Source organism: Hathewaya proteolytica DSM 3090 (genome assembly GCF_900142225.1).
Taxonomy (GTDB): Bacteria; Bacillota; Clostridia; order Clostridiales; family Clostridiaceae; genus Hathewaya; species Hathewaya proteolytica.
This window is the reverse complement of record NZ_FRAD01000004.1, coordinates 211,844-235,069: the sequence shown is the minus strand read 5'-3', so window position 1 is coordinate 235,069 and position 23,226 is coordinate 211,844. Positions and strand designations below refer to the sequence as shown.

The following is a 23,226-nucleotide window of genomic DNA, read 5'->3' as shown; positions in this document are numbered from 1 at the left end:
TTCAATAAGGTCTAAAGCTATTTTTATCTATTTTCTGTTTAAAATCCTAAGTTTCTCTAGACTTTCAATTTCATCTTGAGGCATATTCTTCATGGTCTTAAAGGTATAGCCTTCTTTTTTAAAATGCTTTATTATCTTTGGCAGAAGTTCTGCCGTATTGGTATTATAATAACCATCGTGTAAAAGAAGAACAATGGTATCCTTGTCCTTGGAATTTTTCATGATATTTTTCCATATCACATTGCTTGGAACATTTCTGTAAATGGCATCTTCTCCGCTTACATTCCAATCCACATAATTCATTCCCATGGATTTTATACTTTTCTTTATTTCACGTTTCACATTAATGTTTGCTATGGTATTGGTAGAACCACAAGGCATTCTAGTAATATTTATAGGTTCTTCTCCAGTAACCTCCTTTATCACATCAATGCATTTTTCAAGGTCCTCTCGATAATTGAATGCACTCTTATATATCTTTGATGTAACATGGGAATAAGAATGTGCTCCTATAGCCATTCCTTGATCCTTTAATTCTTTAACTACATCTTCATAAACCTTTATCTTTTCACCTATTAAGAAAAATGTAGCTGGTACATCCTCTTCTTTTAGGGTTTCTAAAATTTTGGGGGTGTTTTTTCTCGTAGGACCGTCATCAAAGGTAAGATAAATGATTTTATTTTTTGAAGTTCTATCCCCTTCAATTTGTAATTTTTCTGACTCAGAAGCATTGCAAATAGGGCAAATTAAAAATAAAGTTATAGTTACTGTACTGACAAAGGATAAAATCCTATTAATCTTCAATCTTATCTTCTCCCTTCAACAATATAATTTTTACCACATGATTTATATTGTACAAAAGGGATTCGATTTATTCACCTTACTCTGTTTTTATCAAAACTAAATATGCATAATTAATTAAATATCATTAATTTCTATATCTATATGAAAATCTAGCTTATCCCCACCTTTAAGGTAATACAGTTTCTCGTTTTTACCTGCTATATCTATATTATCATAAAAGCCATTACAAGGCTCTAAAGCACAGTTATAATCACCTCTAAACCCACCTTCCGTAACCCAAAAGCCTAAATAAGGCAGCTTTTCACTATCATAGCTTAACACATACTCTACCTTTTTATGGTGATATTTAATAGAGCACCTACCCTGTTTTACTTGGTGGTTTACATAATATTTTTCTGTATTGTCGGCATTTTCATCTTGAACACGTGAAAAAATTTTCTCAACGTTTTTGCTCTTATAGTTGTAGTATGTGCCAGATTGACCAAATCGTATGCTATCTTGAACCATTACTATCTCATAAGTATCTTCTGGAAAGCATATCTCCATGTTTTTCTCACAGTTTACAAGGTAATGTGCTGCGAAAATACATGGAATATCCTTTTCTCCAAGGTTTGATATATTATACTGTATGTTAATGTGATTTTTTTCATCTAAGCTAATTTTTTTTGTGAAGGTGTAAGGTAAAATTTTACTGCAATATTCCAATTCTACCTCATGGTCTTTCACTGCCTTTATATTAAACGAAGAACTCCATATTTCACCATGATCTGGGTACTCTAAGTCCTTACCATTGTATTTAACTTTACACTTATCAATAGTTGGAAATGCATCATCAAAACCCGCTGCATCAAACTCCTCAAATGCACTATACAATTCTGGTTTTTTGTAGATGCTGTCTTTATTTTGAAATACCAATTCGAAATTTTTATTTTTGTAATATATCGAAGCTATTTTTCCACCTAATTCAGGCAAAACTATTGCTTTAATTAAATTATTCTCTAAAATTATAGCTTCTTCACCTTTAAAAATATCTTTCCTCAACATATAAGTTATAAACCACCTTTTTTATTTTTCGTATCCATTTGGATGAGACAAGTGCCACTTCCATGCAGTTTCGATTATAGTCTCAAGGGAGTTGTATTTTGGTGTCCATTTTAATCCTTTCATGGCTTTATCGCAATTAGGCACCAATACATCTGGGTCTCCTGGCCTTCTGTCCCCAATTTCTGCTTTTATCTCTCTTTTCGTTACTTTTCTTGCTGTTTCAACAACTTCCTTTACTGAAAAGCCTTTTCCATTTCCCAAATTAAATATAGCACTTTCTTTTCCCTGTCTAAGCCTATCTAAAGCTAAAAGGTGTGCGCTTGCTAGGTCCAATACATGTATGTAATCCCTTATACACGTTCCATCAGGTGTATTGTAATCCTCACCAAATATAAATATCTTTTCTCTCTTTCCAAGAGCTGTCTGAAGAATAATAGGTATTAGGTGACTTTCTGGATTGTGATCCTCTCCAATTTGGCCATTTATATGAGCTCCCGCTGCGTTAAAATATCTAAGAGCTGTGTATTTTATACCATAGGCCTTATCACACCACTTAAGTATTTTCTCCACAGCCAATTTAGATTCTCCATATGGATTTATAGGCTCCTTTTGATCTTCTTCCATAATAGGATACTTCTCAGGTATACCATATGTAGCAGCAGTAGATGAGAATACAATATATTTTACATCATAATCCCTCATAGCTTCTAAAAGACATATAGTGCCATAGACATTGTTGTTAAAGTACATAAGAGGTTCACTTACACTTTCCCCTACAAGAGAAAAAGCTGCAAAATCTATTACTGCATCTATTTTGTTTTCTGTAAAAACCCTATCTAATATCTTTCTATCTCTCAAGTCGCCTTCATATATTTTTCCGCCTAAAACTGCATCTCTGTGACCTTTCACAAAACTATCTAATACAACAACTTCATGATTGTTTCTAAGCAACTCTGCCACCATGTGGCTCCCTATATATCCTGCTCCTCCACAAACTAATACTTTCATATCTTTGCCTCCTTAAGAAAACCTTTTCTATATCTAAATAAAAATTTTATTTTCATTATTATATTATCAGTATATATCTATTATGATTGAATTGCAAGTATTACAAAAAAAGCGAAGTAGAGAAAAACTTCGCTTTTTTGTATTCAATATTCACCAGTAAAATTAAAGGTTTTTTCTAAACCCTTTTCCCTCTACCTCAGCTACATCCATAATTGTTATTACTGCCCTATTATCTATGCGCCTAATGTACTCGCGACCTCTTGCCAACTGCGAAGTACTCATAACAGAATATATGACTTGCTTACTCTCACCAGTATAAGCACCTTGTCCATTCAATAAGGTAACACCTCGTCCAAGTTTTTTTAGGATGAAATTCTTTACCTCTTCTGGTTTATTGGTGATGACAAAAACAAGCTTTTTATTGTCTATTCCTACTGAAATCTTATCTAAAGCAATAGATTTAAGGTACATGGATATAATAGTGTATATGGCAGTTTTTATATCTCCTAAAAATGTTCCTGCTAAAACAATACAAAGATTCAATACGAAAGTTACTGTGGATATCTTTATGCCGTATTTCTTTCTTATAATTACAGAAACAATATCCGTTCCACCCTCTGAAGCCCTGCACCTAAATACAATCCCCATACCTATACCACAAAAAATACCTCCACACAATGTGGACAAAAACACATCATCCAAGAAAAAATACTTCGATATTCCCTTAGTAAGAATAAGAAACAAAGACATGGACATCATACCTATTATACTAAAAATACCAAATTCTTTATCGAGACTTTTTATACCCGCTATGAACAAAGGTACATTCATAAGAAATACAAACACGCCCGACGGTATTCCACTGATATATTCTATTATGGTTGCCACCCCTGTTACGCCACCTGGAATCAATTTGTAAGGTGTAAGAAATACATTTACAGAAATAGAATAAATAAACGTTCCTAAAAGTACTAACATAACTCTTACAATTCTATCTTTAGTTATTAGTTGGGTTTTACCGCAATTCTCATTATTACTTTTCATAATAATATTCTCCTTAAAGTGTATGATTAAATAATCTCATCTTTAAGCTTTAACCCTTCATAATACTCCCAGTTTTAAGTTCTAATACCACTTATTTTACACAATATTTCTTACGGCATTTGCAATTTCATCAGCCTTCAAATCGTCAATTTTATAGTAATCCGCATCCAGAGCCTCACTTATTTCCTTTGCCATGCCAAGCTTAACAAATCCTTGTTCGCAGTCTATAACAATGCTCTGAATATTTTTATCCTGTATTTCATGAGCTATTTTTAATGTGTCCTCAAAGGGATCACTAGATTTACCATGATAATTTACCCTGCCATCTGAAACAAGCACCATGACAGGAACTATGTCCTTATCTTTTTTCTCGCACTTTTTAAATAATTCATAGGCTTTTTCTATACCAAATCCTAAGGGAGTCTTCCCCCCTGTTGGCATGACTTTAAGCTGTCTTTGAGCCATTTCCACACTCCTTGTTACATCAAGCAATACTTCAGCTTTATCCTTTCTAAAAGCCACCATACCTACTTTATCCCTTTTTTCGTAAGCATCTGTAAGCAAAGACATGATAGCTCCCTTCACTGCTTTCATCCTCTGATTTACGCCCATGGAACTACTGGCATCCACTACAAAAACTATGGTAGCTCCAGTTCTTTTTTCTCTTACCTTTTCCTTTATATCTTGCTCTTTTATGCATATGCATGTGTTTCCACTGTGCTCTCTAAATTTTTGATATGGCGCTGCAGCTCTTATGGTAGCGTCAAATGCAAGATCTCTAACTGCCCCTCTGCATTCTTTGTATCTTATATACCTACCCTGTAATGCATTGGTCTTTGTTTTTGTTCGTTTTCCGCTACCCGCCCTCTTTTTTCTGTCTCTAACCTTAATGTTAAGCTTTTTTACTTTAAAGACTTTTCCTATATCAAAAATCTCTTCAGTTAAATCATCTACACCACTATTTTCATGATCATTCTCTTCACGTTCATTTTCCTCAGTGTCATTGCTATCGTCATTCTGATCATCTTCTTTGTTTTCTGTATCCTCTTCATCATGAGATAACTGTTCATCAGGATTTTTTTCTGGATTATCCCCATTTTTATTGTCTTCACTATTTTCCTCTTCATTGCCTTCTTGTTTATCATCCTTATTTTCATCCTGTGGTGGTTCCATTGGTGCTTCCTTCATCCTATGTGGCAGAGCTAGCTCCGATGCTTCCTTCAAATCCTCTACATTTACATACCTTCTATTGTCCATGGCGGCAATAGCCTTTGCAGTCTCAATAAGCACTAGTTCTCCTCTATGTCCATCACAATTTGCCTTGGATGCTAGTTGTGCTGCAAGATTTAAAGCTTGTTCTTTTACTTGTACACTTTCTAATTTCTTTCTCGCATTATTTATCTTTTCCCTCAAAATATTCTGCTCATCGCACCAAAGCTCTTCATAACCATAAGAATCTTTTTCAAACTCCATTCTTCTTTTGATAATTTCCACTCTGTCAGCTACACTTCCACAACTGGTTACTTCAACATAAAGCCCAAATCGATCGAGAAATTGACTCCTAAGAGCTCCCTCTTCTGGATTCATGGTTCCTACTAAAATAAAATTACATGGATGTTCCTCTGAAAGGCCCTCACGTTCTATCCTATTTGTACCAGAAGCGCCTAAAATACAATTTACTATATGTTCACTTAAAAGGTTTACCTCATCTACATAAAGTATATTATTATTAGCCTTTTTTAGAATACCACCCTCCAGCTCTCTTACACCTTTTTTTATGGCACTTTCAATATTTACACCGCCAATAAGCCTGTCTTCTGTTACATTCAGTGGAAGATCTACTACCTCCATGCCGTCCATAATCTTGGCAAGTCCCCTTACCGCTGTGGATTTAGCCGTTCCCTTTTCACCACATATAAGTACCCCGCCGATTTTAGGATTTATCACATTTAAGATAAGGGCTTTCTTTAGCTTCTCCTGACCTATAATGGCCGTAAAAGGAAATATACTATTTTTTCTCATAGTTTCATCTCCCTATTCTTCCATAATCCTTTTGACAAGTTCAAAATCAAAGGAATTTTCTTCAAATGGCCTCTTTCTCATTCTATGTGGCAGCACGAGTTCACTGGCTTCAATTAAATCTTCTGCTGTTATTTTTTCTTTTCCATTGAATGCCGCTATGGTTAGTGCAGTCTTTATCATGCTTATATCAGCTCTATGTCCATCCACTTGAAGTTCTATACAAAGTCTGGCAATTTTCTCTAAAAGTTTTTCATCCATATTTACTTTAGATAGCATTTCCTGGGCTTTTACTATTCTTTCCCTAAGCTTATGTTGATTATCTTCTTGCTTTGCTATGAATTCCTCTGGATTTTTTTCAAATTCAAGTCTATTCTTTATTACCTCTACTCTTTTATCCACACTTTTTTCGCCGATGACATCTACTACAAGACCAAATCTGTCTAAAAGTTGTGGTCTCAAATCTCCTTCCTCTGGATTCATAGTTCCTATAAGGACAAATCTTGCAGGATGAGAGTATGATATTCCCTCTCTTTCAATGGTATTTACGCCCATAGCCGCTGAATCAAGTAAAATATCAACTACACTATCTTCAAGAAGATTTACTTCATCTACATATAAGATATTTCTATTAGCTTGTGCCAGTATGCCTTTTTCAAATTTCTTTTCTCCATTTTTTATAGCATATTCAATATCAAGAGTACCTACCACCCTATCCTCTGTGGCACTGACTGGAAGATCTATGACTTTCATCTTCCCCATAACACCCTCTATTTTTTTACCCTTCTCCATTTTCTTCATACATTCCTCACAGGCATTTCCCCTATCATGAGGATCACAAGCAAACATACAACCCTTAACCTCTTCACGTGCTGGCAGAAGTTCAGCTAGTGCTCGTACAGCAGTAGATTTTGCTGTTCCTTTTTCACCTTTAATTAGAACTCCACCTAGTTCTGGATTTATTATATTTAATATTAACGCTTTTTTCATAGTATCCTGTCCAACAATTGCTGTAAAGGGATAAACACACTTTCTTTTCATTACTCTAATTCTCCTTTGTCCTTGGCTCTAACTCTTAATCTCTATTTTCCTCTGCTATGGAAAAGCATACCTTTCTCAATGCACATTCTTCTTTTGAAAGAATGCCATCTCTGCTATTTAATATAGCCCTCGATGGACATACCTTCCGGCACATCTCACAATAACTACAATTTTTGCATTCATCAAATTCAATATCTTTTAATGCCTTAAGGGCATAACTTGTGTTAATATTGCCAAGATAATACTCTTCTTTTCCCACCAATGATCCGCACAAATACATATCACCCTTGGGAGTAATAACAGCTGCCTGACCTTTTGATGCGTAACAGTAATTGCAAGCTTTATAGGAAGTATCTATTCTTCTTTTCGCATCTTCTATTTCTCTTATTAAAACCTTTCTACCTGTAAGAGATGATAACTTTTCAACCCTATTCCACATTTCCCTTATTCCTTGGTATACTTGAGTTTCGTTGACCCTAAGACTTAAATCATTACTTCTAAGCAAATCAAGACCTATGGCATTGACGTTTTCCATATAGTATGCAAGATCAACCAATTCATGAAGCTTTTCAATATTGTTCTTTGTTATAACAGCATTGAGATTTACCTGCACCCCTTGATTTTTCAAATTTAGTATACCTTCCATGGCCTCCCTACCCTTACTTCTGCAAAGATTATTAACTTTTATTTTTCCATCAAGACTTACGCCAACACCAATAGAAAGATTTTTAATCTCCCAAGCCATATTTTCATCTATAAGAGTCCCATTAGTCTGGATACTAACCTTAATATCTCTACTTTGGCTTTTTATATAGGAACAGATGTCTTTCACCAACTGAAAATTAAGTAAAGGCTCTCCTCCAGCCAATACCAAAGTTCCACGGTCCTCCAATATATCTATGGCCTTTTTTGCCGTGTCTAGGTCCATATCCTCATTTCCCAGATTATCTTTTGCATAACAATAAGTACATCTAAGATTGCACATATTAGTACACCATATCACCAAGTAGTTTACTTTTTCTTTTGCTTGCATAAGGTTAATGTTCTCCATATTAGATCCATGACCTATAAATTAATAGTCTTCTAGGTCACCCTCCGTATCCATGTATATTTTTCTTAGTTCCTTTAATCTATCCTCAGTTGTATTCCACATACCCCTTTGATTGGCTTCTAAAAGCCTCTCACTCATGTTGTGCATGGCCCATTTGTTCACTTCACTTATCCATTCTCGTCTTTCCTTATTTAAGACGTAGGCATCGCACATTTTATCGTACATCCAGTCCTCTACCACCTCTGATGTAGCATCCCAACCAAAAGCAATGTCAATCATAGCCGAAATTTCCTGTGCACCCTTATAGCCATGTTCTTTAAGTCCGTCAAACCACTTTGGATTTAAAATCCTTGACCTCATTATAAATGCAGTTTCTTCATTGACATCTTTCAGCTTTGTATCTGAAGGATCGCTAGTATCCCCACAATATGCTTTTGCATACTGCCCTCTAGCCATTTTAACAGCAGCCATGGCGCCTCCATGATAATTGTAAAAATCATCACTCTCCAACATGTCAATTTCCTTTGAACATTCATTCTTTACCGTAATATCTGTTTTAGATAACCTAGCAATAAAAGAAGATTCTAATTTCTTTCCATGAAGCTTTTTGCTATATGCATGGGCACTCCAATTTACATATGATCTCCCAAGGTCGTCACTGTTTTGCCACTGCTTACTTTCTATAAGCTGGGATACTCCAGCACCGTATGTTCCTGCAGGACATCCAAACACTCTTATGCCTGACATTTCTGAAGCCTCTTCCAGTGAAATTCCATCTTTCATAAGATTGCTTATCTCTTCTTCAATATTTTTCTTTATATAATTAACTTCATAGGACTCCTCCAATTGACTCACCAAAGTTACAGCCTCTTCAATAAGCTCAATTAAATTAGGAAATGTATCTCTGAAAAGTCCACTTATTCTCAAAGTTACATCTATCCTAGGCCTATTTAATTCCTCCATAGGAATTACTTCAAGATCAATAACTCTGTCCGTACCCTCTAGCCAAATTGGCTTAACACCCATTAAATTTAAAATTTCGGCAATATCGTCTCCATTAGTTTTCATAGTTTCCCCTGAATAAACGATAATCATGATACTGTCAGGATACTTGCCTTCATCTCTTATATACCTTTCTAACAAATCCTTTGCAAGAGAAGTACCAACTTTATAGCTACTTCTAGAAGGTACACAATTAGGATCTATGGAATAAAAATTTCTTCCACTTGGCAAAATATCTATATTCCCTCTAGTAGGACATCCTGATTTTCCTGGTTTCACGAATTCGCCCCTAGCACCCTTGCAGAAATTAGTTAACTCCTCTTTTGTGTCATATAATTTTCCAAGAATTACACCGCTAATGTATTTTAAAAGCTTGTTTATAGACACTCTTCCCTGTTGGCATTGGGCAAAGCCCATATTACTTATAGAAAGCACACCTTCATGCTTATTTAATGCCTCATCTATGCACTGATCTATAGTATCAATTTCAAAATCATGGATAGAAAATTCATCAATAATCTCTAAAGATAGTTTATTAATATCATCGAGAATCATTAGATTTGTAAGGCCGCCTTTATACATCTCTGTGCCATGTTCTTTCATATAAGTAAAATCCAATCCAAAAATTTCAGCTACAGCTCGTCCTATAGACGGCATATTGTGACTATCTATTCTAAGTAATGCAAATATCATATTGTTTAATTTATGCTCCTTAGGGCACTGTCCAAAAATATGAAGTCCATCCTTTATTATATTTCCCTTAAGCTCTTCAATATAAGCGTGAAGAGTGCTCATAAAATCCTGGAAATTTTTCTCCATATACTCTCTATTTACTTTAAGGTCCTCATCATATTTATTTTCAATGCAAAGGTCAATGATACTCTGCTTAATTAATGGCATTTTCCCCTGATCCATTATTACAGCCTGATAATACTGTTTTATAAGATCGTCTAGTTGTGATATGTCATCATAGCCTTCACTGAGAGTCATAGGTGCAATAAGATGGGACAATATAACACCATTAGATCTTCTCTTTACCTGTATACCCTCTCCCGTTACATTTATGCTATAAGGATACAGATGAGGGAGATCATCTATCATAACATCGGGATAGCATTGATTACTTAAGCCAACCTCTTTACCTGGTAGCCATTCCAGCGTTCCATGAGTCCCAATGTGTGCAATTACGTGGGCTCCAAAGTCCTCCTTAATCCATTTATAAAATCCGTAATACTGATGAGGTGGCACAAGCTCTGTGCTGTGATAAGCCTGTTCTGCCTTCTCTATATATCCTCTTGATGGCTGAAGTCCAATAAATACATTGCCATTTAAAATACCTGGTATAGGCATCTTTCCATCAAACACAAGGAAATCTCCAGGAGCCTCACCCCAGTCTCTTTCCATTTCAGATTTTACCTTTTCATCTAAGTTTTCAAACCATCCTCTATACTTATCTGCCTCAATAATATCAATGGATTTGTCTAAAGCTTTTTCCGCTGTGAGCCATCTCTTATCATTGGAAACACCATCAATGATTCTGTAGATGATTTCATCACCATTTTTAAAATCATAATCTAGTTTTACGCCCTCTTTTTTTAAATCATTCACAATGTTAAAAACTGTCGCTGGAGTGTCAAGCCCAAAAGCACATCCTATCATATCATTTCTAGGTGGCATGTTGTGGAAAATGATAGCAACCTTTCGTTCTTCTGGTTTGGTCCTCTTTAATCTTATCCAATTTTTTGTAAGTCTTACAATCTTATTAATTCTCTCTGGTATTGGCTTATACAAAATTCTATCGCCATTTTCATCACTTTCGTATTCAGCATAAGAAGCCGTAACGCTTATAATCTGTCCATCAAATTCGGGGTAGTATACATTGCTGGTAAGAGACATGGCATCAATTCCTTGCACACTATTCTTCCAAGTTTCATAGCTTTGATACGTAGTCATAGCTTGTATTACTGGCATGTCCAACTGTTCAAATATACTTGTATCTACAACCTTATTCCCATCACCTGGAGTAGATAGTATACTAGTAGACATACCCATGCAATTAATCACAGCCTCTGGCAAAAGTTTTCCCTTCACTGTAAATAGGTTGTCAAAACTCCATTGAATACCCTTAGCTCCTATTTCCTCATCTTTATTTGTATGCGTGAACACTGGCAATGCTGTGGCATTTTCACTTTCAATTTGTTTTATAATCTCGTCTACATGTTGTAAATTATCTTGGTGGACAGAACTTCCATAAAATAAAACTCCAATTACAGGCTTTTCATCACTATATACCCTATAAAGAAAGTCTTGCTGTTCTTCTTCTGAAAGTATCCTTCCACCATAATACAAACCTTCCCACTGTGGCAAAGTTACATTTCCATATTCTATGTCTATATGTCCCAATTTTCTAGCAGCAAACCTTATCATGTTCTCTATATTTTCTTCACCATCATTTAAGAAATAAGATAACATGCCATTGTAAACCACCTGTGACATATTTGATTTGTTCATTAATTCTTTGCACTCATCCTCCATGCCAGAATGCATAAAGAAATACTTATCTTTCCCGAATTTCATCATCATCTGAGGATAATGTTTAAAATTATTTATACCACCATGGGCAAAATAACAGACTAAATCTGCTTTCTCTATCTCATGAAATGCCTCATTAAGCACCCTATTATCATTGTCCATATAATAAGTAGAAATACTTTTAAAAGACAATATTCCTTGGTACTGCTGCTGCAATTTTTTGCTCACTTTATTTATGATGTAATTTGAATCGTGCATGGTTGTCAAAAAAACTATTCTAAACATATGCTTCCCTTCCGGCTGAGAAAGCCACTGTAACTACAAATGCATCTATGATGCCTTTTATTAACTCTTCCTTATCCTTAGAAGAACATTTTATATACCCATGATGTGGAGATGCTTGTCCATGCTCTTCCTTCCAATTCCGTATATTTTCTAGAATCATATTGCATCCACTAATTACATCTTCACTCTTTATCAAATCCCAATCGTATTCATCAATAAGATGGGCATACATGGTGGTAAAAGTAATAATTTTCGAATTTTTATCAAGAATGTGCACATTGTGCATAAATTCAGGAATAGTCATTTTAGCTTTATCCTTATCCTTCATATGGCTTTCGTATATTTTTTCATAACATCTCCATATAGAATCTTCAGTGACACCAAACCTTCTCATTCTCCTTAGCATGCTGTATTGCATATCTGCACATACTCCAGTTTGAAGATAAAGTGCTTCCTTTACGGCCTTCTTTACTACTCTTCCAATATATTCACCTAACTTAGAGTGCTTGCCAGCGTTAGTAAGCTTTATTTCAGACTCACTATTACATACCACAATGGTGCCATCTGTGCCAGATCCTGTTGCTATGCCCCTAGAATACCTACTATCTAGCATCAGTTCTTGAATAGCCGCAGTTTTAGCTTCAGTACAAGTAACCAGTGCCCTTGCCATGGTACCAGCAGGCAAATCGGCATCGATAACTAATATTATATTTATGGTACCCTCTTTGACCTTTGTAGCTTTTCCCTGCTTTTCATCATATGAGGCCACGTCACCCACACGTCCCCCATTGACTTCAATTCCCCCTGTTACAAGTGCAGTCACAGTGAAATCTTCATAGGTCTCACTCTGTATAGATAAATTCTCCATATGGGCTGCAGTCGATAAGCCGGCACAACTGTCTGGGTCAAGTCCTATTTCCTCTGCTATTATGCGCATATGTTCTTCATAGGTAGGTGCCTTCATTTTACAAGGCACACCAGCCCCTATGTTTCCATCATGATTAAATACGTACTTTAAATTCTCTTGATATCCACCGTTAAATGGTGAAGTACTCAGCACCTTTCTTTTTCCTTTAAATTGTAAAACTACACTTCTCTCATATCTGTGAACATCATCACCCGTAGACAATTTATAAATTCTCACCATCATTCACCCCACCGTTAATTTCGCTTACAATGCAAGAAATACTATCTTTGTATACAATTTTGGCGTTATATTTTCCAAACACATCTTTTCCTTCACTCTTCCTTCGAAGTGAATAAACCCTTTTACCCTGCTCCACAGCATCACAAATTATTTTCACGTTTTCTTTATTTATGTTTCCAATGGGAAACCCAGAATCAACAACGTAATCCATGCTTTTTAGATTTTCAATAGCTTTCTTATAAGCTTTTTCATCAATATTTTTAAAAGGTGCCACAGTACACATGCCTATTCCCATAGTTCTTCCAATTTCGTAATCAACATCGTTTTCATGCAATACCGCCGCGTAGACACCAATCTCCTTTTTTGTAAGGGCTCTAAAAATAGGGATAGCAGTACCAGCACCACCAACTACAAAAGTTTTCTTTTCACTAGGATTTTTTAATTCTATAGCTCCTAAGAGATTGTTGTAGTTCTTATTTTTAAGACCATAAAGCCCATTTAAAATTTCCTCATCTACCACATCCTCTGGCTCTCCATAAGCTGCCACCTTATTTCCCTTTATTAGCATAACTTTGTCGCAACTCTTTAGGGCTATATCGATTTCGTGCAAGGATAAAACCACGGCTATATTATTTTTTTTACTCAAAGTTTTAAGAATCTCCATGAGCTCTAGCCTATGCTTTATATCAAGGTGTGACGTGGGCTCATCTAATATTATTATTTCCGGCTCCTGTACTAGAGCTCTTGCCACAAGTACCTTTTGTTTTTCACCATCGCTTAGTTCGTCAAAATACCTTTGAATTAAGTTTTCAGCGTTTACAGTTTTCAAAGCTTCAAATACCTTGCTCTTATCATTGTCATTTAACTTTCCAAAAAAACCTGTGTGAGGATATCTACCCATGGAAACTATGTTATACACAGTCATTAAACTACCAGTAAATCTACTTGTAAGCACAAGGGCCATCTTTTTTGCCAACTCTTTCTTGGCAATATGACTTATATCCTTACCCTTAAACAAAACTTTTCCCTGCATTGGGTTTAAAAGTCCAGATATGGTCCTTAGTGTGGTAGTTTTTCCGGCACCATTAGCACCAAGGAGACACAATATTTCTCCCTTTTTAACTTTTATATTCACATCCCCTACCACAACTTTTTTACCGTAGCCAACATTTAAATTTTCAGTTTCTAACATAATCATAATGTGGTCTTCCTCCTCAATATAAGAACAATAACCACTGGTGCACCGATGAAAGCTGTAATAGAACTTATGGGAAGCTCCATAGGTGACAGCACGGTTCTTGAAATAAGATCGCAAAGGCAAGTTACAATTCCGCCTAAAAGCATGGTTCCGGGAACCAAGATTTTATTATCCGCTGTTCTAAATGTAAGGCGGGCAATTTGAGGCACAGCCAAACCTATAAATCCAACTGGACCTGCAAAGGCTGTCACTGCAGCCGCCAAAAGACTAGCAATGGTTACCACAGAAATTCTAAACAATTTTATATTAATACCCATACTTTTTGCGTATTCTTCACCTAGTAAGAAAGCATTTAGTGGCTTAACAAGAAACATACTTAAAAGCAATGCAGGAATAGCTATAATACAAAGCACCTTTACTTGCTCCCATGTAAAGCCTCCAAAGCTCCCCATTGTCCAAATTGAAAACCCTTTTATTTTTTCTTTATCTGCAAAAACTGTAAGTATACTTGTGACACCACTACATATGTAGCCTGTCATCATCCCAATCACTAGAAGGGTAACCACATTTTTTACTCTGCTGGCAAATAGAATAACAATCACCATGACAACAAGCGAACCACAAAAAGCACCTAAAAACATGGCAAAGGATGACATGCTGGTGATTCCCAATGAAAAGCCTCCTAGCATAACAAGTGCCACGAATAAAGTGGCACCCGATGATACACCTAGAACATAAGGCTCTACAATAGGATTTTTAAAAAATATCTGCAATAGCAACCCAGCAGCAGCCAAAGAACAGCCCCCAATAATAGATGCTATAGCCCTTGGAAATCTAATGCTCCATATTATTGTGTTGTAAGTTGAATCACCACCAGCTCCTTCCAATAGAGTGTGAACAACCTCCCTAGCTCCGATTCTTACAGAACCCATGGCTATACACAATATAAAGGATGCTATTAAAACCAACGTCAACATGACAAAAGTTAATGTAACTCTTATTTTTGACTTTTGAATAAAATCCATCAGCTTTCTCCTCTAGTATTATCCTTTGTTTATATACTTTAAAATTATTTTTCTAGCTTAACAAAATGTCTTGCACTCTCACCTGTTTTACCTGGGTGTAATATTTCCATTAAATCAACAATAACTTCATCTGTTTTATCAATAGACTGCCAGTAATCATTGCCTAAAACCCAAACCTTGTTATCTTTTATTGGCTTTGCATCCTTTAAAACAGGAGCGGCATCCAATATAGTCTTTTGGTCAGGTGTGTAGCTTTCAGTTGATGAGTAAACTAGAATATCCGCATCCTTAGCTTTTTCAAATAACTGTTCAATGCTTATCTGTCCTGAAGTATCTGCATCTTTAAAAAGATTTTCGCCACCAGCTAATTCAATCATCTTGTCTACATATGTGCCCTTTGCTGGAATATATGCAATTCCCTTGTACACAGAAGCCCAAGCAATTTTAGGCTTACTTTCGCCTTCAATTTTCTTTGCTGTTTCTTCTACTTTTTTGATAATGCCATCAAAGTGCTTCTCTGCCACATCTACCTTTCCATAAAAGGCTGCAATTAATTTTGTCCATTCCATTCTTCCATAAGGATTGTCTTCCATATACTCGTTGTCAACCACGTAATTTAATTTCAATTCCTCTAGTTTTGCAATCAAATCCTTTTGTCCATATGTACCTGTATAAACAATTGTAAGATCCGGTTTTATTGTTGCTAGCTTTTCATAATCTGGCTTTTCTCCACCAACAAATTGAATTTTACCATCTTCAATGGCCTTTTTTACTTCTGGAATCTGCCATGTCTTGGCATCTGATGTGGTGGCTACAATGCTGTTAAGTTCATCAATAGCTCTAAGTGAACATGCCTGTGTTGTAGAAGCTATAAAAACTTTTTTTACTGGTGCATTTATAATTGTCTCGTTTTTGTACTCCTCTGGCACACTCTTTCCATCTTTCGCTATAATAATAGTTCTGTTTTCGCCATCTACCACCTTTGTAACGCCGTCAGCAACGTATTCTATGCTAAATCCCTTTGCATACTTTAATTCTACCTTTTTCTTTTCAAAGCTCTTTTGCTCCGTATTGCTAGTCGAATTATCCTTCTTTTCTGTACTATTACCAGCTTTGCCACATGCCACCATGCTCATTGACATGACAATAGCAGTCATAAGGCAAATTATAGACTTTTTTATTGTACTTTTTTTCATTTTTCTACCTCCAGTTATATTCTTCACTAGTTTTAATAAAAATACGCATAAAAAAACTCCCTTTATTTCACAAAAGGAAGTTCTAAAAAATATCCACGACACAATAAAACACGTATCCTACACATTTAATACGACTCACACTGACCTCCCTCCGAAATCTTTGATGCATGTATGTTCATGGCAGGTCTCCTGACTTGCGATTTATAACCTCCATGACCCTTCCCAGAACTTTATTCCAGTGGTTATGTCACTTTGTAGTCGCTTACAGTAGCGGGGGCTGTAATGGTCTTTCACCACTTTCCCTATTAAACTTCAACACGAAGTACCAAAAACATATATTATTTAGTTCATTCATATTATATTGCATATTGGACAAGTTTTCAACTGGTTTCTTATTTTATTTTCACCTTATTGTTATTTATAGAGTCTTATTGTACTAAGCAAAAATGTATCTAATAAATTATAAAAACTCCTTTAATCTATTAAAATTATCCTCTTCAATTTTCAACAGATCATTACCCAATTTTGAGATTTCATCATTTTTTATATGATATTCTTTAAGCTTTTTGATTATATTTATAATACCCATAACACTGCCATTGATCATCATTTCTGCTATATGCGAAACAGATTTATCCATGATAGTTTTTATATTAATAGACATATCAGTGGATATTTTGGCAATCTTATTTATTTCCTTTATTTGTCCCCCCTTTTCACTGATCATTTTCCTTGCCTCTTCATATATACCAATATACTCTGCCAATTGATTTCTCAATTCCTGTCTGAATTTTTCATCTTCAGTTATAGAAAGTAATTGGTTTATGGTATCCTTGCCCATCTCCGCATTCTGCAAAATATAATTTAATAATTCGTTTTCACTACTCATAAGAAGACACACCCTTTACAAATTAATTTGTTAGTAGTGTGTCTCATGTTTTAAAAATTATTCAGCTTTAAAAGTCAACTCATCATTTTCAGCATCAATGATTATTTTCTGTCCTTGATAAACTTCATTTTTAATGATCATCTTTGCAATATTTGTTTCGATGTAGTTCTCAATATACCTTTTAAGAGGTCTTGCTCCATAAATAGGGTCATAGGCTTCCTTTGCAATGAGCTGGCTTGCATCATGGCTTATAGATAAAGTAATGTCCTTATCTCTTAACCTGTGTTCTGTATCCTTTAGGAAAATGTTCACAATATGTTCTACACTGTCCATGGCAAGTGGCTTAAATATAATAACATCATCCAACCTGTTTATGAACTCTGGTTTAAAATGCCTCTTCAGCTCATCTAGAACATTATTCTTAACTTCCTCTGGAATTTTTCCCTGGTGAATATTGTCCAAAAGATATTGGCTTCCAAGGTTTGAGGTCATAATGATTATAGTATTTTTAAAGTCTACCACTTGGCCCTTGTTGTCTGTAAGTCTTCCATCATCTAGGATCTGCAAGAAAATATTGAATACATCTTCATGAGCTTTTTCAATCTCATCAAAAAGAATAACACTGTAAGGGTTTCTTCTTACAGCCTCTGTTAGCTGTCCACCCTCTTCATATCCCACATATCCTGGAGGAGCTCCTACAAGCCTAGATACCGCATGCTTTTCCATATACTCGGACATATCAATTCTTATGATATTATCTTCACTGTCAAATAAATTGTTGGCAAGGGTTTTAGCTAATTGAGTCTTACCCACACCAGTAGGTCCAAGAAAAATAAATGATCCAATTGGTCTTTTTGGGTCCTTGAGACCTGAACGAGCCCTTAGAACAGAATTGCAAACAGCCTCCACAGCTTCTTCTTGCCCTATAACACGTTGCTGTAAGTCTTCCTGCAATCTTAAAAGTTTCAGCTTTTGTCCCTCCACAAGTTTTTTAACAGGAATTCCAGTCCACTTTGAAACGATATCGGATATTTCCTCTTCTGTAACCTCCAGTTTCAAAAGAGTACCTTTATCACTGCTATTTTGCTGTGTTTCCTTCTCCTGCAGCTGTTTCTCAAGGCTAGGGATAACTCCATACTGAAGCTCTGCTACCTTGTTTAAATCATATTCCCTTTGTGCCTTTTCCAATTCACCTTTTCTCTCATCTAGCTTCTCTCTAAGATCTTTTATATCATGTATCTGTGACTTTTCTCTTTCATATCTTGCGGTAAACTCTTTATCCTCATCTTTAAGATTACTTAAATCCTTTTCTACTTGTTTCAATCTCTCCAAAGATTTTTCATCCTTTTCATGGGATAAAGCTTGTTTTTCGATTTCTAAATTAAATATTCTTCTTCTAATATCATCCATTTCAGCTGGAAGACTATCTATTTCAGTTCTTATCATAGCACAAGCTTCATCTACTAAATCTATAGCCTTATCAGGCAAAAATCTATTGTTTATATATCTAGAAGATAACTTTGCAGCTGCTACCAATGCATTATCGTGGATTCTTATTCCGTGGAATACTTCAAATTTTTCCTTAAGCCCTCTTAGTATTGTTAAACACTCTTCCACGGAAGGTTCATCTACCTGAACTTGCTGGAATCTTCTTTCCAGTGCCTTATCTTTTTCCATATACTTTCTGTACTCATCAAAAGTAGTAGCTCCTATACAGTGAAGCTCTCCTCTAGCTAGCATTGGCTTAATTAGATTTCCTGCATCCATAGCTCCATCAGTCTTACCTGCACCCACTATGGTATGAATTTCATCTATAAATAAAATTATCTTGCCCTCGCTGGCAGATACTTCTTTTAAAACTGCTTTCAATCGTTCTTCAAACTCTCCCCTGTATTTTGCACCAGCAATTAATGCTCCCATATCAAGAGAAAATACTATTTTATCTTTTAAGCCATCTGGCACATCCCCACTTACAATCCTCTGAGCAAGGCCTTCCACAATGGCGGTTTTACCTACACCAGGTTCTCCAATGAGCACGGGGTTATTTTTAGTTCTTCTAGAAAGAATCCTAACCACTCGCCTTATCTCATCATCTCTTCCAATTACCGGGTTAAGCTTGTGCTTCTTTGCATCATTTATGAGATTTCGTCCATACTTGCTAAGAGCATCATAAGTACCCTCTGGATCATTGGTATCTACAGTTTGATTGCCCCTTATTTCCATGAGCACCTTCATAAATCCATCCTTTGTTATGCCAAAATTATTTAAAATCTTTCCCACAAGTCCCTTTTCGTCTAGGTCCATCATGGCAAGCATAACGTGCTCCACACTTATATAGCTATCATTAAATCTTTTTGATATTTCCTCTGCCTTTATAAAAATCTCTTCAAATCTTCTAGTTGGGTATATTCCTGAACTCCTTCCAGCCTCACCTAAAACTTTAGGAAGTTTGTTCAATTCCATGTTGGCATAGCTTCTCATAGCCTTAATATCTATACCCATTTTCTGAAAAACATTTGGAATTAACCCATCATCCTCTTCAATAAGGGCCATAAACATATGAATTATATCTAGCTGTTGATGATTTGATTTTACAGCTATACTATGTGCATCATTAATTGCCTGCTGAACTTTTACAGTTAATTTTTCAACATCCATAATATACCTCCTTATACTTATATTCTGTTTATACTTATTATAATACTACTATATAGAAAAATTAATACACACTTTGTATAGAATACAAAAAAATTATTAACTTTTTGTGTATACATTGTAAGTTAATAATTTTATATTTTAATAAAATGCAATTTCTCGCTTTAGCAAGAGAGCAGGCTCCCACTAAAGCAAGAAAATTGTATTTTAAATATATTTGCTAATGGCCAAGGCTTGATTAAAATATTTTAAGGAATCCTTCACATTGCCAAATTTGTAATACATATCGCCCAGCTTTATGTATCTTTTGTACAGTTCTTCCTTACTTCCTACTTTCTTTAAGTAATCTAAGGATATACTCATATTCATTTCTGCAGATATTTGGTTTTTTTGTTCTATGGCAACTAATCCACTTATATAATAAGCTTCTTCAATAAGCCTATTATTCTGAATCAAAATAGCCATATCCACAGCATTTTTTATTATTTCAGAACACTTGTCCACTTGTTTATATTTAATTAAATAATAACAAATTTCAAAAAGGAAGGATATGTATTCATCTTCTTTGTCCTTAGAATATGTTTTCATAGCTATTTCCATAGTTTTAAAAGCCTCTTCTTTATTGCCTGCTTCTAATTTTACAAAAGCATATTCAATATACAGCTTAGCTTCAAAAGCTTTGTCTTCTTCATAGCATAATTTAGCCTGCTCTGTGTACTGCTTGTAAGATGATTCCTGCATCTTATAACACAGGAAAGCCAAAACAGAATAGCATCTAAACTTAAGTTTTCTCTCGTTAGCTGGCTATATATATATCTCATTATTTATTAAAACATCATAAGACTTCTTGTACTGTTTAAGCAAGAAATAACAAATTGCTTCCCCATAAATCATTTCACAGATCATTGTATTTTTATCAAAAGACATCTTCTCTTCTTTTTTAGACTTCATAAGCAATAATCTAACACTCTTATAGTAGTTGGCTGCCTGCTCATACTGTTTTATAAGCTGCAAATAGTCAGCTAAATCTGCAAAATACAAGGCTTGGTTTTCTTTTGTACACACTTTTTCATATAATTCATAGTATTTGCACTGTATATTCTTTAGTTCTTCTTCATTTTTCTGTTCCAAATACTTTTTTGACAATACATGAATCAACTTTATCGCTGTATCATAGTATTGGCAGGATTCCGCATACTCTAAATTTACGATAATTTCTTCTACAACTTTATCTGAACCAATATTTTTCTTTATCATCTCGTAATTTTCATCTAGATGATCCTTAATGTCTTTTTGAAGGTATTCAAATTCTATATCCAGCTTTTTGCTAATATACTCTAGTATCCAAGGTTCAGGTTTTATCTTATTATTTTCAATACAACTCATTTTGGACACAGAAATTTTGTCTTCACACAATTCTCTTAATGTGAAGCCCTTGTAAATCCTTGCTCTCTTAATCTTTTCCCCCGTTGATAGTATTTCCATATTAACCACCTATCTGAACAATTTATATACAATCTACCATTCTTAATTCTTTTAATAGTTCCACACCCTCATTAAGGTATTTAGCTGCTAGGGTTTCGTCACCCTTATCTAAATAGAACTTTCCTAAAATCATACAAATTTGCTCCACTTCTCTCTTATACCCCATACTCTTTGAAAAATTTAAGCCTATTATTAAAGTGTTTTCAGCTTCAATAAAATTCTGTTCTTGAATATCTACTCTGTATTTTAGTAGATAGTAATTCACTAGAGCATGTTTATTTCCATTTTGTACTTCGCTCATGATGTCTTCAAGAACTTGTTTTGCCGAATCAAGATTTTTTGTTTTAATGTACTCTTCACATATACAGATAAGTGTATCCACAACCTTTGGATCTCTATTATCTCTTCTCATTTTTTCAGCAATTCCTAAGTGTAAAAATGCCTCTTGGCTGTTTCCAAAATTAGAGAATAACTGGCCAATATTGTTTTCTATCTCTGATATACACTTTACATCATCAAGTTGTCTGTATATACTCAATGATTTCTGTGAATACAAAATAGCCTTATCTAAGTCTTTTTTCCTAGAATATTGCTCTCCTATTAAAAGCAATGACTTAGCGTATTCGTGTTTGTCATTTAGCTGTATAAATTTCTTCTCAGCTAAATAAGAGTAATTCATGGACTTTTCTATGTTGTCTAGTTTGAAATAGGAATAAGCTATATAGTAATATATTTTTCCTATCATGGAATCATTTTCTACGTCGTTGTCCATATAAACTTTCTCAGCTTGTTTAAAATATGTATTGGCTAACTCGTAAGATTTAAGGATGAGGGTAATTTCCCCCAGCTTTAGAAACGTATTAATCGTCTCCTCTTGTCTGCTCAATTTTATAAATATAATGTTAGCGGACAAAAAAACTTGTTGTGCCAAAGCGTATTCTTTTCTTATAAAATGTATTTTGCCTCTAAGATACAGACACATTGCTTCTATGTACTCAAGCTTATATTGACTAGCATAAAAGAGTGCTTTTTCAATATACAGCTCGCTTTTTTCTGCATCTCCTTGTAATACATAGGTTTCAGCTACATTCTGAAAGAACTTACATACCTTCTCTGCCTGTGTTTCTTCTGATTCCATCAAATATTCTACAGTGGTATCTAGCCGCTCTGCTAAATACTCTAAAAGATCCATACTAGGATTGGACTTTGAAGATTCTACAAGACTTATTTGACCTGGAGTTATTCTATCTCCAGCAAGATCTTTTAAAGTCATGCTCAAATCCTTTCTTTTTCTTTTAATTTTTTCTCCTAAAGATAAAATTTCCATTTCCATATTAGGTTTTCTTCCTTTTCATAGCTAATGTTGTAACATAACTACATTATTTTTTTTAATTTAATAATATTATATCATAAATATTATCAATTTTGCAAAAACCAATTGCAAAATATGTACTTTTTATTGTTTTTTTTTAATATATAATTGAAATAGTCATGAAAAAATTTTTTTCATGACTATTTTGTACCTATTGCTTTAAAATTATCTTTCCACCATGTCTTTCATAGAACCTACTATATCTTCTGCTGTGCCTAACATGTACTTATTGGCTCTTCTTATCTTTCTTCTCGTAGTTCTACTCATAGATGGAACGAACATTATACCTGCTGCCATACCAAAAAGCGTACCAGCTGCCATGCCTCTTATAAATTTCATACTCATCACTACACATCCTTTCATAAATAATTATGTTTACCCTTAGAATGTGTATTTTTTTCATATTTAATCATAAATGTTCAATGCAAA

Annotated in this window: 18 protein-coding genes and 1 riboswitch; all 18 genes read right to left on the bottom strand. The window is 34.8% G+C overall.

Features of this window, described 5'->3' with window-relative positions; genetic code table 11:
- Nucleotides 1-27: 27 nt before the first annotated feature.
- The 18 genes from BUA73_RS02625 to BUA73_RS02540 all read right to left on the bottom strand — a co-directional run bounded on the left by BUA73_RS02625 (nucleotide 28) and on the right by BUA73_RS02540 (nucleotide 23,142).
- Nucleotides 28-804, bottom strand: a complete 777-nt coding sequence (locus tag BUA73_RS02625; protein WP_178139207.1) for a polysaccharide deacetylase family protein — start codon at nucleotides 802-804, stop codon at nucleotides 28-30.
- A gap of 114 nt (nucleotides 805-918) precedes the next feature.
- Entirely contained in the window at nucleotides 919-1,848 is a 930-nt protein-coding gene (locus BUA73_RS02620) for an aldose epimerase family protein (protein WP_072902003.1), read from the bottom strand.
- A gap of 21 nt (nucleotides 1,849-1,869) precedes the next feature.
- Nucleotides 1,870-2,856 (bottom strand): UDP-glucose 4-epimerase GalE, encoded by a 987-nt coding sequence (galE, locus tag BUA73_RS02615; protein WP_072902001.1) that lies wholly within the window; start codon nucleotides 2,854-2,856, stop codon nucleotides 1,870-1,872.
- Between the two features lie 162 nt (nucleotides 2,857-3,018).
- Nucleotides 3,019-3,900: a YitT family protein gene (locus BUA73_RS02610; protein WP_072901999.1), complete on the bottom strand. Its 882-nt coding sequence runs from the start codon at nucleotides 3,898-3,900 to the stop codon at nucleotides 3,019-3,021.
- A gap of 96 nt (nucleotides 3,901-3,996) precedes the next feature.
- Nucleotides 3,997-5,922: a magnesium chelatase subunit D family protein gene (locus BUA73_RS02605; protein WP_072901997.1), complete on the bottom strand. Its 1,926-nt coding sequence runs from the start codon at nucleotides 5,920-5,922 to the stop codon at nucleotides 3,997-3,999.
- A 12-nt stretch (nucleotides 5,923-5,934) separates the two neighbouring features.
- The gene (locus tag BUA73_RS02600; protein WP_072901995.1) at nucleotides 5,935-6,960 is read right to left on the bottom strand and encodes a magnesium chelatase ATPase subunit I; all 1,026 of its coding nucleotides are present in this window, start codon (nucleotides 6,958-6,960) and stop codon (nucleotides 5,935-5,937) included.
- Nucleotides 6,961-6,994: 34 nt separating this feature from the next.
- Nucleotides 6,995-7,993: a radical SAM/SPASM domain-containing protein gene (locus BUA73_RS02595; protein WP_178139206.1), complete on the bottom strand. Its 999-nt coding sequence runs from the start codon at nucleotides 7,991-7,993 to the stop codon at nucleotides 6,995-6,997.
- Between the two features lie 39 nt (nucleotides 7,994-8,032).
- Nucleotides 8,033-11,830 carry a cobaltochelatase subunit CobN gene (cobN, locus tag BUA73_RS02590; protein ID WP_072901991.1) on the bottom strand — a complete coding sequence of 1,266 codons (3,798 nt, stop codon included), beginning with the start codon at nucleotides 11,828-11,830 and terminating at the stop codon, nucleotides 8,033-8,035.
- Nucleotides 11,823-12,980, bottom strand: coding sequence for an adenosylcobinamide amidohydrolase (locus tag BUA73_RS02585; protein WP_242942313.1), 1,158 nt, complete (start codon nucleotides 12,978-12,980; stop codon nucleotides 11,823-11,825). The genes cobN and BUA73_RS02585 overlap by 8 nt, the downstream gene beginning before the upstream one ends.
- The gene (locus tag BUA73_RS02580) at nucleotides 12,961-14,175 is read right to left on the bottom strand and encodes an ABC transporter ATP-binding protein (protein WP_242942312.1); all 1,215 of its coding nucleotides are present in this window, start codon (nucleotides 14,173-14,175) and stop codon (nucleotides 12,961-12,963) included. The genes BUA73_RS02585 and BUA73_RS02580 overlap by 20 nt, the downstream gene beginning before the upstream one ends.
- Entirely contained in the window at nucleotides 14,172-15,200 is a 1,029-nt protein-coding gene (locus tag BUA73_RS02575) for a FecCD family ABC transporter permease (protein ID WP_072901986.1), read from the bottom strand. Before BUA73_RS02575 ends, BUA73_RS02580 begins: the two co-directional genes overlap by 4 nt.
- Before the next feature lie 44 nt (nucleotides 15,201-15,244).
- Nucleotides 15,245-16,396, bottom strand: a complete 1,152-nt coding sequence (locus BUA73_RS02570; RefSeq protein WP_072901984.1) for an ABC transporter substrate-binding protein — start codon at nucleotides 16,394-16,396, stop codon at nucleotides 15,245-15,247.
- A gap of 162 nt (nucleotides 16,397-16,558) precedes the next feature.
- Nucleotides 16,559-16,741: riboswitch (cobalamin riboswitch) on the bottom strand.
- A 115-nt stretch (nucleotides 16,742-16,856) separates the two neighbouring features.
- Nucleotides 16,857-17,285, bottom strand: a complete 429-nt coding sequence (locus BUA73_RS02565; protein ID WP_072901982.1) for a hypothetical protein — start codon at nucleotides 17,283-17,285, stop codon at nucleotides 16,857-16,859.
- 57 nt (nucleotides 17,286-17,342) lie between these two features.
- On the bottom strand, nucleotides 17,343-19,943 hold the full coding sequence (gene clpB, locus BUA73_RS02560; protein WP_072901979.1) for an ATP-dependent chaperone ClpB: 2,601 nt from the start codon (nucleotides 19,941-19,943) through the stop codon (nucleotides 17,343-17,345).
- Between the two features lie 204 nt (nucleotides 19,944-20,147).
- A complete protein-coding gene (locus BUA73_RS02555; protein ID WP_072901976.1) occupies nucleotides 20,148-20,681 on the bottom strand; it encodes a hypothetical protein in 534 nt (177 codons plus the stop codon).
- 63 nt (nucleotides 20,682-20,744) lie between these two features.
- A complete protein-coding gene (locus BUA73_RS02550) occupies nucleotides 20,745-21,425 on the bottom strand; it encodes a helix-turn-helix domain-containing protein (protein WP_072901974.1) in 681 nt (226 codons plus the stop codon).
- 22 nt (nucleotides 21,426-21,447) lie between these two features.
- A complete protein-coding gene (locus BUA73_RS02545; RefSeq protein WP_072902065.1) occupies nucleotides 21,448-22,752 on the bottom strand; it encodes a helix-turn-helix domain-containing protein in 1,305 nt (434 codons plus the stop codon).
- Nucleotides 22,753-22,962: 210 nt separating this feature from the next.
- Nucleotides 22,963-23,142: a YtxH domain-containing protein gene (locus BUA73_RS02540; RefSeq protein ID WP_072901971.1), complete on the bottom strand. Its 180-nt coding sequence runs from the start codon at nucleotides 23,140-23,142 to the stop codon at nucleotides 22,963-22,965.
- Between the last annotated feature and the right edge of the window lie 84 nt (nucleotides 23,143-23,226).